We start from the raw sequence: 10,668 nt of genomic DNA on the forward strand, positions 1-10,668 counted from the left end.
TCCAGCCGATATCACACTGGTCACGCGAGCAAGGCTATCGTCCCCTCCTCGCCCCCGGGCCCGCCACCGGACGAAAAAGGGCGCCGCCCCCCGGCGCGCCGGAAGCCCGCCGGGCCGGTCCGCCTCACGGCGTTCTCACCAGCTCCTCGGCCACCAGCACCGCCTCCGCGAGCGTGTCCACCACGGGGACCCCGGCGCTCAGCAGGCTGCGCCGGCTGTGCGACCCGCCCGAGTACAGCACCGCCTTGGCGCCCGCGTGGGCCGCCGCGCGGGCGTCGTCGGTCGCGTCGCCGATGACCACCACGCGCTCGGGCGCCATGTCGGCGACCAGCTCGGCCAGCGAGGTGACATGGCGGGCCATCTGCTGGGCCTTGCCCCGGACGATGCCGTCGCCCGTGCCCCCGTCGATCCGCAGGAAGTGCCCGTCGATGCCGAGCCGGGTCACCCACGACAGGAGCCGCTCGTGCGGTGCCAGGGAGCAGACGGACTGGGTGCGTCCGGCGGCGACCCACCCGGCCAGCAGCGCGGCGGCGCCCTCGGCGAGCTGGGCCGTCTCGGACCGGGCGAAGTAGTGCCGGTGGAACGTGGCGTCCATGACCGCCCACTCCTCGTCGGTGGGCAGCCGGCCGAGGAGCCGCTGGTAGAACAGCGGGATCGGCACGCAGTACAGCTCCCGGTACCGCTCCAGCGTGATCGGCGGAATCCCCAGCTCGGCGAACGCGGCGTTGGTCGCCTCGATCACCACGTCGATGTCGTGGAGCAGGGTGCCGTTCCAGTCCCAGACGATGTGTCCCGCGCCGACGGGAGGCGAGCATGTGGCCATGCGGTAGACGGTACGGCCAGGCGGCGGCGGCGCGGCAGTGATTTTACCGTTCGCCGGACGGCCGGATCAGGCCGTCGATCTCCTGCACGCCGTACCAGAGGAGTTCGTGGTCGGCCGCGCCGTCCACGGTGAACTGGGCGTCGTCGTCGCCCTCGTCGGCCGCCCCGACGGCCCCGGCCGCCGCCGCGACGTCGGACTCGGCGTCGGGGGCGTCCACGTGGACGGCCGCCATCGCGGCCAGCGGCACCGCCGAGGTCAGCGTCACCTCGCCCAGCGCCTCGGGCTGGAGGGCCAGGTCGGGGTCCGCCACCGCGTTCCGGTCGGGCACGTCGGCGGCCACCACGACCCGGCGCCTCGGCGCGGAGGGATCGGCGGCGAGCAGCCGGAGCGAGGCCAGGGCGGCGCGGCTGAGCGCGGCGTACTCCAACTCCTCCTCGCCGCCGGAGAGATACCACTCGCGCAGCGCGGGGGTGACGGCGTAGGCGGTCAGCGGCGCCGGTCCGGCCTGCCCGGTCCGGCGCAGCTCGGCGAGCCAGGACAGGGTGAGCGGGAGGTAGACGCGCATGGACGGCCGCTTTCTCTACGAACCTCGGCCCGCGGCGGGCGGTGCGGGGAAACAGCGACTCCCGGGCCGCGAGCGCGCTCACTGTACCAGGGCACCGTGCGACACCCGCCGGACTCGGCGACAACGCTTGCCGCAGCGTGACCGCACCGCTACACTCCGCGATAGTTACCAGTCGGTAGCTTCCTTTCACGGGGTGGACGACGCATGAGGATCAGCAAGCGCGGCCCGGGCCGGGCCGCCGCACCGCCGGGACGGGCGGACTCCCGCCGCCCGGCGCGGCCGGTGCCCGTGGGCCGCGCCCACCGGCCGCACGACTGGTTCGCCCACCGGCTCCTGCTGGTCCTCAGCGGCCAGCGCCCCGTGCAGTTGCTGCTCGGCCACGCCGGGGCCACCGCCTGGGAACAGCTCGTCCGCCTCGCCCCGCACGCCCCGCTGCGCCCGACGCCGGGCGGCGCCGCGCCCGTGCTGCGCGGCGTCGGGGCCTGCCGCCCGAACGCCGACGCCATCGAGGCGTTCGCCCGGGTGACCGTGGGCGACCGCACCCGGGCCGTCGCCTTCCGGCTGGAACGCCGCCCCGACGGCCGCTGGCAGTGCGCGGCCGTCGAGCTGGACACCGTCCCCTGACATGCCCGTGGGCCGGCTCCGCGCACGGAGCCGGCCCACGGGACGAGCCTCACTTCTTGCGGCGCCGGCCGCCCTTCTGCGCCTTCCGCCGCTCCGCCCGGGTCATCCCGGCCGGCTCCGCCTGGTCGCCGTCACCGCCGTCGGTGGAGAAGTCACCCTCCACGACGCCGCCCTGACCGCCCGCGCCGTCCACGGTCGGCGCCGAGAAGTGCAGCCGGTCCGCGCGCTTGGGCGCCTCCAGGCCCTTGGCCAGGATCGCCGGGGCCCCGCCGCCGGGCGCCCCGGCCGGGACCGCCTCCTGCGCCGCGCCCGGCTCGGCGGGCCGGTCCGTCGTGGCACCCCGCACGGGCACCTGCTCGACCCGCCGCTCGACCTGGACCTCCAGGTTGAACAGGTAGCCGACGGACTCCTCCTTGATGCCCTCCAGCATGGCGATGAACATGTCGAAGCCCTCGCGCTGGAACTCCACGACCGGGTCGCGCTGCGCCATCGCGCGCAGCCCGATGCCGTCCTGGAGGTAGTCCATCTCGTAGAGGTGCTCACGCCACTTGCGGTCCAGCACCGACAGCACGACGCGGCGCTCCAGCTCCCGCATCACCTCGGAGCCCAGCTCCTCCTCGCGCGCCGCGTACTGGCGGTGGATGTCCTCCTTGACGGACTCGGCGATGAACTCGGGGGTCAGCCCCTCCCGGCCACCGGCCTCCTCCTCCAGCTCCTCGACGGTCACCTTCACCGGGTAGAGCTGCTTGAACGCGCCCCACAGGCGCTCCATGTCCCATTCCTCGGCGAAGCCCTCGACCGTCTCGGCCCGCACATACGCCTCGATCGTGTCGTCCATGAAGAACTGCACCTGCTCGTGCAGGTCCTCGCCCGCCAGCACCCGGGCGCGCTCGCTGTAGATGACCTCGCGCTGCCGGTTCAGGACCTCGTCGTACTTCAGGACGTTCTTGCGGATCTCGAAGTTCTGCTGCTCGACCTGGCCCTGGGCGGACGCGATGGCCCGGGTGACCATCTTGTTGTCGATCGGCACGTCATCGGGCACGTTCGCCATGGACATCACGCGCTCGACCATCTGCGCCTTGAACAGCCGCATCAGGTCGTCGCCGAGCGAGAGGTAGAACCGGGACTCGCCCGGGTCGCCCTGACGTCCGGAACGGCCGCGGAGCTGGTTGTCGATACGGCGCGACTCGTGCCGCTCGGTGCCCAGCACGTACAGCCCGCCGAGCGCCTTGACCTCCTCGAACTCCGCCTCGACCGCCTTCTCCGCGCGGGCCAGCGCGTCCGGAAGGGCCGCCGCCCACTCCTCCGCGTGCTCCACCGGGTCGAGGCCCTTGCGGCGCAGCTCCTCCTCGGCGATGTCGTCCGGGTTCCCGCCGAGCTTGATGTCGGTACCGCGGCCGGCCATGTTCGTCGCGACGGTGACGGCGCCCTTGCGGCCCGCCTTGGCGACGATCACGGCCTCCCGCTCGTGGTTCTTGGCGTTGAGCACCTCGTGCCGGACGCCGCGCTTCTTGAGCTGCTGCGACAGGTATTCCGACTTCTCGACCGAGGTGGTGCCGACCAGCACCGGCTGGCCCTTCTCGTACCTCTCGGCGATGTCGTCCACGACCGCCGCGAACTTGGCGACCTCGGTGCGGTAGATCAGGTCGGAACGGTCCTTGCGGGCCATCGGGCGGTGCGTCGGGATCGGGACCACGCCGAGCTTGTAGATCTGGTGGAACTCGGCGGCCTCGGTCATCGCCGTACCGGTCATGCCGGCGAGCTTGTCGTAGAGGCGGAAATAATTCTGAAGGGTGATCTTGGCGAGGGTCTGGTTCTCGTCCTTGATCTTCACCCCTTCCTTCGCCTCGATCGCCTGGTGCATGCCCTCGTTGTAGCGGCGGCCCGCCAGGATGCGGCCGGTGTGCTCGTCCACGATCACGACCTCGCCGTCCATGACGACGTAGTCCTTGTCGCGCTTGAACAGCTCCTTGGCCTTGATCGCGTTGTTCAGATAACCGACGAGCGGGGTGTTCACCGACTCGTACAGGTTGTCGATGCCGAGCCAGTCCTCGACCTTGGTGACGCCCGCGTCGTGGATCGCGACGGTGCGCTTCTTCTCGTCCACGTCGTAGTCACCGGTCTCCGCCTGGCCCCGGGTCGGCACGGCCGGCTCACCCGGCTCCAGGCGCTGCACCAGCTTCGCGAAGTCCGCGTACCACTTGGTGGCCTGGTCGGCGGGGCCGGAGATGATCAGCGGCGTCCGCGCCTCGTCGATGAGGATGGAGTCGACCTCGTCCACGACCGCGAAGTTGTGCCCGCGCTGCACCAGCTCCTCTTTGGACCAGGCCATGTTGTCGCGCAGGTAGTCGAAGCCGAACTCGTTGTTCGTGCCGTAGGTGATGTCGCACGCGTACTGCTGGCGGCGCTTGGACGGCGGCATGCCCGCGGAGATGCAGCCGACCGAGAGCCCCAGGAAACGGTGGACGCGGCCCATCCACTCCGAGTCGCGCTGCGCCAGGTAGTCGTTGGTCGTGATCAGGTGAACGCCCTTGCCGGACAGCGCGTTGAGATAGGTGGGCAGGGTGCCGACCAGCGTCTTGCCCTCACCGGTCTTCATCTCCGCGACATATCCCATGTGCAGCGCGGCGCCGCCCATGAGCTGAACGTCGTAAGGGCGCTGGCCCAGCACGCGCTTGGCCGCCTCACGGACCGTGGCGAACGCCTCCGGCAGCAGGTCGTCCAGGGTCTCACCGTCCGCGAGGCGCTCGCGGTACTCGTCGGTCAGCGCCCGCAGCTCGGCGTCGGACAGGTCCACGAAGTCCTCTTCGATGGAGTTCACCTGCTTGGCGACGCGCTGAAGCCTGCGCAGGATCTTGCCTTCGCCTGCACGCATGATCTTGTCGAAGACGGACACGAGGGCTGGTCTCCTTGCCGGTCGGGCCTGGCGCGGGTATCGATTGCGCGGGCACAGCGAGATGGCCCCGCCGCACCGGCCATGGTATGCGAGCGCCGGGACGAGTGTCAGTGCTCGGCTCTACGATCGCCCGCATGACTGGCTCGGTTGTCGAACTCTCCTCCGACGAGGCCCGGCGCCTCGCGCTGCGCGCCCAGGGCCTGCTGGGTGCCCCCGACCGGGCGGCCGGTGTGCGCGGGGTGCTGCGGCGTTTGGGCGCGGTCCAGCTCGACACCATCTCGGTGCTCGCCCGCTCCCACGAGCTGCTGCCGTACGCGCGGCTGGGCGCGGTCGGCAGACCGGCGGTGGAGGCGGCGTTCTGGTCGGGCGGCCACTCGTTCGAGTACTGGTCGCACGCCGCGTGCGTGCTGCCCATCGAGGAGTGGCCGCTGTTCGCGTTCCGCCGCCGGTCGTACCGGGACCGAGGCGTGTGGAACCACGCGGTGTCCCCCGAGGCGCACGCGTCGGTGCTCGCCCGGCTGCGCGCCGAGGGGCCGCTGACGGCGACGGAGCTGGGCGGCGCGAAGAACGGCGGCCCGTGGTGGGACTGGAGCGAGGCGAAGGTCGCGGTGGAGCGGGCGCTGGCCCTGGGCGAGGTGGTCTGCGCCGAGCGGCGCGGCTGGAAGCGGGTGTACGACCTGGCCGAGCGGGCGGTGCCGGAGAAGCTGCTGGGCGAGGAGCTGGACGACGACGCGTGCCTGCGCCGGCTCGTGGCCCAGGCGGGCGCCGCGATGGGCGTCGCCACCCAGGCCGACCTCGCGGACTATCACCGGCTGACGGGCGCTCAGGTGGAGCGGGTCGTGCGGGACACCGGCCTGGTGGAGGTCGAGGTCGGTGGCTGGGGACCGGCGGAGGGGCGGGCCGCCCGGCACCGCGCGTGGGCGGACCCGGCGGCGCTGGCGTCGCCGCCGCGCGGGCGGCACCGCACGACGCTGCTGTCGCCGTTCGACTCGCTGATCTGGGACCGGCCGCGCACCGAGCGGATCTTCGGGTTCACACACCGGCTGGAGGCGTATGTGCCCGCCCCCCGGCGGATATTCGGGTATTACTCGATGCCGCTGCTGTCCGGCGGGAAGCTGCTGGGCCGCGTGGACCCGGCCCGCGACGGGAGCACGCTGGTCGCCCGGCACGCGGCGTTCGAGGGCTCGGCACCGCGCGCCGCGAAGGCCGTCCCGGCCATGGCGCGGGCCCTGGCCGAGGCCGCGACCTGGGTGGGCTGCACGGACATCAGGATCGAGCGGACGACCCCGCCCGAGCTGCACCGCCCTCTGTCGGAGGCCGTGGCCTAACCGGTCTCCAGGTCGAGGATCTTCTCGCGCATCGCGTAGACCACGGCCTCCATGCGGGAGTGGAGCTGGAGCTTCTCCAGGATGTTCCGCACGTGGTTCTTCACCGTGTTCTCGCTGATGAAGAGCTCCTTGGCGATGTCCCGGTTGTTCCGGCCGGTGGCGACCAGCTTGAGCACCTCCAGCTCCCGGTCCGTCAGCTTCGGCGCCGGGACCAGCCGCCGTTCGTCCGTGCGCTGGATCAGCGACTTGAACTCGGTGAGGAGCTTCGCCGCCATCGACGGGCTGATCTGCGACTGGCCGTCGGCCACGGCGCGGATCGCCGCGGTGACCTCGTCGGTGGAGATCTCCTTGAGCAGGTAACCGGTGGCGCCCGCCTTGATGGCGTCGTACAGGTCGGCCTCCTCGTCGCTGATCGTCAGCATGATGATCCGCGCGCTGGGGGCCACCTCCTTGATGGAGGTGCACGCCTCGATCCCGCCACGCCTGGGCATCCGCACGTCCATCAGCACGATGTCCGGCAGCAGGTCGGCCGCCTTCTCCACCGCCTCCGCGCCGTCCCCGGCCTCGCCGACGACCTCGATGTCCTCCTCGTGGGCGAGCACGATCTCCAGCCCGCGCCGGAACAGCTCATGGTCGTCGACCACCAGCACCCGGATCGGCTCCCGCTGCTCCGGGGGCGGGCCGGACGGGATCACGCGCGCCTCGCCGCGCGGGCCCCGCGCCATCGTGGGTCCGAAAGTGTCCACCATCGTCGTTCCCCCTGCCGGTCGGTACGCGCCTGCCACAATCGGCGACTCCATGATTCCATGGCGACACCCCCGGCCGGATCGCTGATCCGGCCCGGGGGTGCGGTGTGGCGGCGGCCCGTGGGCGGTGCCGCTCAGCCGCCGAGCACGCCTCCCGCCTCCTCCGGCGCGGCCTCCGCGTCCTCGGCGAGCTCCGCGAACGGGTCGGTCTCCAGGTGGATCACGCCGTAGTCGTAGGCGTGCCGCCGGTACACGACGCTGGGCTGCTTGGTGTCCGCGTCGACGAACAGATAGAAGTCGTGCCCGACCAGTTCCATTTCGTACAGCGCCTGCCCGAGGGTCATCGGCGTCGCCTTGTGGGTCTTCTCCCGGACCACCAGCGGCCCGTCGCCCTCGACCACGACCGAGCCGATCCGGCGGACGGGCGGCCCGTCGTCCTCCGGGGCCGCCGGGGCCGGGACGCCCGCGCCGTTCAGCGCCGCCGCGTCGGGCACCACCGCCGCGACCTCGCTGGCCGGGATACGGTCCCGCCCCCGGCGGCACCGGCGCTTGTCGTGCTGCCTGCGCAACCGGGACTCCAGCTTCTCCACCGCGAGGTCCAGCGCGGCGTAGGCGTCGGCCGCGGACGCCTCCGCCCGGACGACCGGACCTCGGTGGCGCAGCGTGATCTCCACCCGGTCGGAACGGTCGGCCTGACGGGGGTTGTGCTCCTTGGACAACTCCACGTCCAGGCTGGTCACCTTGCCGTCGATCCTCTGGATCTTGTCCAGCTTCAGCTTCTCGGCCACATGCCGGCGGAACCGCTCCGGCACCTCGGTCTTGCGGCCCTTGACGACGATGTCCACGCAGAACTCCGTTCCCGGGCGCCTCCGCCCGACCGGCGGCGCGCGCCCTTCGTGCACTGGAACCGGAAGTGCCGGTGTACGCGGCACCTTTCCGGCGTTACATCGGGGTTACGACTTTCACCTCCTTCTCCCCCGCGAGGAAGATCACAACCCACCTGATTCCGATGGGGCGGCGATCGAGGTCGAACCCTCACGGGGTCCGTTCGTCATATCCACTTGTACCGGCACGGCTCACAGGCTGCCTGATACCGAACGTACTCCCCACGCGCCCCGTCCGGCACCCTTACCCACCCGTAGCCCACGCGTGTCAGGTCCACCCGATAGGAGGACCCGCCACGACCGCCGCGCCCACCGGTCGGCCGCCCGAGGAGCGCACCGCGCGCGCCGCCTCGGCCAGCGAGACACCGGTGGTCAGCAGATCGTCCACGAGAAGCACCACGTCACCCGCCAGCAGCGCCCCGGGCCGCACCACCAGCGCTCCCGTCAGGTTCGCCGCCCGCTGCCCCGCCGTCAGCCCCGCCTGGTCGGCGACGCGACGCCGCTGCCGCAGCACCGGCCGCACCCGCACCGGCAGCCCGTCCCGGCGCAGCCACCCGGCCGCCGCCAGCGCGATCCTGCGCACCGGGTCATGCCCGCGCCGGGCCACCGCCGCCCGCGACGACGGCACCGGGACGAGGCTCAGCACCGCGCCGTCGACGCCCGGAACGGCAGCCGCGGCGCGGGCGCTGACGGCCAGCGCCCGGCCCAGCGGCCCGGCCAGCGACAGCACGCCGCGTTCCTTGTGGGCCAGCAGCACGGCCCGCGCCTGGTCGGCGTAGGCCACGGCGGCGTAGACGGGCGGCAGCCCCGGCGGCTCCGGCACCGGCCGCACCCGCCGGGCCGGCCCGGCGCTCAGCAGCCCCCGGCACGGCGCGCACAACACGGTCCGCGCCCCGCCGCAGCCGGCGCAGGACGTCGGAAGCACGAGGGAGCCCAGCTCCCGCCACCATCCCCGCATGGCACCCACGGTGTCGGACCGGACGCCGGGGCGCCAACCCGGCACGGCGGATTTTCGGCCATCAGCCGGGATAGACGGGGGCGAATCCCCCCTTGGCGTCGGCGATGACCTTCCACTGGGCGTCGTCCTGGAGCCGCGCGATGTCGTCGCCCGTCTGCGCCAGCAGCGGCTGCCGCTCGTCCTCCGCCGCCGCCACGCTGGTCACGTCGTTGAGCCCGGGAACCGTGGGCGTGTTCAGCGGCGAGCCGTCCGTCGCCACGTACTGGAGCTGCTCGACGCCGTCGTCGGGGCGGCCCACGACCACCAGCCGGCTGCCACCGGCCCAGGACGCCGCCACCACGTCGTCCAGCTCCGGCGCGACCGGCCGCAGCGCGTTCACCGAGACGGCGACGCCGTCGTCCGTCCTGAGCCGCTCCACGCGGCCGAGCTGGAGCGTCGTGTGCCCGTCGCCGCCGCTGACCAGCAGGGCGATCCGCACCCCGTCCGAGGCCACCCGCACCGCCTCGACCCGCTGCCCGTCGGACAGCCCGGCCACCGGAACCTCCTGCGGCTCGCCGTCGCCCCCCGCCAGCCGCAGCAGCCGAGGCCCGTCCGGGTCCCGGTCAGCGACCCACAGGTCGCCCAGACCGTCCCACGTCGGCGGGCTCAGCCCGGCGTCGTCACCGCCGGACTCGCTGGTCAGGACGGTCTCCAGCGCCGCGCCCTCCTCGGTCATGGCCGCGACGAACAGGGTGGACCCGTCCGCGCCGACGCCCGCGCCCCGCTGCTCGTCCCGGCTCACCGCGACGCTCCGCAGCTCGGCGGCGGGCTCGCCCAGCGCGCCGCGCACCGGCCTCGGCGGGTTCTGGTCGTCCACCACGGACACCAGCCGCCCGTCCTCGTCCAGGAAGTACGCCCGCGCGACCTCCCCGGCGGAGAGACCCGGCGTGTGCGCGTCCGCCTCGGCGCGGCTCACCGAGCACAGTTGCGAACCGTCCTCGTCCAGCAGCAGCGTCTCCGTCAGCGTCTGGGACGCCACCTCCCGCACGGTCTGGAGGAGCTGCGCGGCCATCAGTTCGCAGCGGTAGCCCGGCCAGTCGTCCGGGACTCCGGCCAGCCGGGCCGTCAGGACGCCCGAGTCGGCGATCACCGCCCCGGCCGCCAGGCCGGCCCCCTCGGGGAACGCCGTGGTCACCACCGGGTCGTGCCACTCGCTCGGCCCGTCCAGCAGCGCCGCCACCGCGTCCCCGACGGGGTCGATACGGCGCCGCACGTAGACCGGGTCCGGCACCAGCGCCTCGTCCCCGTCGCCCGCCCGGCCGGTCTCGGCGCCCAGGTCGGCGTAGTAGAACGTGTCGACCGAGCGGTAGATCCGGCGGAAGTCGGCCTCGCCCATGACCAGGCCCTCCGGCAGCGCGTCGATCCGCCACTCGCCGTCCACCTGGCGCAGGTCGAACGTCCCCCGGTACGTGCCGGCCTGCGGCGTGTACACGTGCGTGCCGTCCACCGTCGCGACGCGGGAGCCGTTCAGCTCGACGCGCGAGTCCTCCACGCCGCCCGGGCTGTTCAGCGCCAGCCCGGAGGAGAGCACGGTGATACCGGCGAACGGGTCCCACGTCGCGGCCCGCTCCGGCGTGAGGTACTGCTTGGCCGTCTCGAACTCCTCGTCGTCGCTGGTGACCGCCTCCAGGAAACCGCGCACGATCTGCTGCGGCAGCGCGTCGTCCTGCGGCGCCACACCGTAGACCCGGACCAGCGACTCGCTGTCGGCACGCTGTTCGGAGTCCACCTTCTGCACCGGGCCGCTGCCCGGCATCGAGGCGCAGCCCGCCAGCAGCAGCGCCGCCGTCAGCAGCCCGCCCAGC

General features: G+C 73.0%; 9 protein-coding genes. 2 read left to right on the forward strand and 7 right to left on the reverse strand.

The annotated features are described in order from the left end of the window. Positions 1-124: 124 nt before the first annotated feature. Both BN2279_RS04850 and BN2279_RS04855 read right to left on the reverse strand, forming a co-directional pair. Positions 125-823 carry an HAD family hydrolase gene (locus tag BN2279_RS04850; protein WP_059006810.1) on the reverse strand — a complete coding sequence of 233 codons (699 nt, stop codon included), beginning with the start codon at positions 821-823 and terminating at the stop codon, positions 125-127. 43 nt (positions 824-866) lie between these two features. Then, positions 867-1,388 (reverse strand): DUF6912 family protein, encoded by a 522-nt coding sequence (locus tag BN2279_RS04855; protein ID WP_059006812.1) that lies wholly within the window; start codon positions 1,386-1,388, stop codon positions 867-869. A 204-nt stretch (positions 1,389-1,592) separates the two neighbouring features. Between BN2279_RS04855 and BN2279_RS04860 the strand changes: the two genes are divergently transcribed. Continuing rightward, positions 1,593-2,012, forward strand: a complete 420-nt coding sequence (locus tag BN2279_RS04860; protein WP_059006814.1) for an Rv3235 family protein — start codon at positions 1,593-1,595, stop codon at positions 2,010-2,012. Positions 2,013-2,061: 49 nt separating this feature from the next. Here the strand turns inward: BN2279_RS04860 and secA are convergent, their stop codons facing one another. Next, on the reverse strand, positions 2,062-4,908 hold the full coding sequence (gene secA / locus BN2279_RS04865; RefSeq protein WP_059006816.1) for a preprotein translocase subunit SecA: 2,847 nt from the start codon (positions 4,906-4,908) through the stop codon (positions 2,062-2,064). A gap of 134 nt (positions 4,909-5,042) precedes the next feature. On the opposite strand from secA, the gene BN2279_RS04870 reads away from it, so the two are divergent. Beyond that, positions 5,043-6,236, forward strand: a complete 1,194-nt coding sequence (locus BN2279_RS04870) for a winged helix-turn-helix domain-containing protein (protein ID WP_059006818.1) — start codon at positions 5,043-5,045, stop codon at positions 6,234-6,236. On the opposite strand, the gene BN2279_RS04875 is transcribed toward BN2279_RS04870, so the two are convergent. The 4 genes from BN2279_RS04875 to BN2279_RS04890 all read right to left on the reverse strand — a co-directional run. Next, a complete protein-coding gene (locus tag BN2279_RS04875) occupies positions 6,233-6,985 on the reverse strand; it encodes a response regulator (protein WP_059006819.1) in 753 nt (250 codons plus the stop codon). The genes BN2279_RS04870 and BN2279_RS04875 overlap by 4 nt on opposite strands. Positions 6,986-7,116: 131 nt before the next feature. Continuing rightward, a complete protein-coding gene (gene hpf, locus BN2279_RS04880; RefSeq protein ID WP_059006821.1) occupies positions 7,117-7,827 on the reverse strand; it encodes a ribosome hibernation-promoting factor, HPF/YfiA family in 711 nt (236 codons plus the stop codon). Between the two features lie 307 nt (positions 7,828-8,134). Further along, complete coding sequence (locus BN2279_RS04885; RefSeq protein ID WP_059006830.1) at positions 8,135-8,824, reverse strand: ComF family protein; 690 nt, start codon at positions 8,822-8,824, stop codon at positions 8,135-8,137. A gap of 61 nt (positions 8,825-8,885) precedes the next feature. Further along, positions 8,886-10,668, reverse strand: a 1,783-nt coding sequence (locus tag BN2279_RS04890; protein WP_324612815.1) for an LpqB family beta-propeller domain-containing protein, incomplete at its 5' end; no start/stop codon positions are given.

It is taken from the genome of Streptomyces specialis, from assembly GCF_001493375.1.
Lineage (GTDB): Bacteria > Actinomycetota > Actinomycetes > Streptomycetales > Streptomycetaceae > Streptomyces > Streptomyces specialis.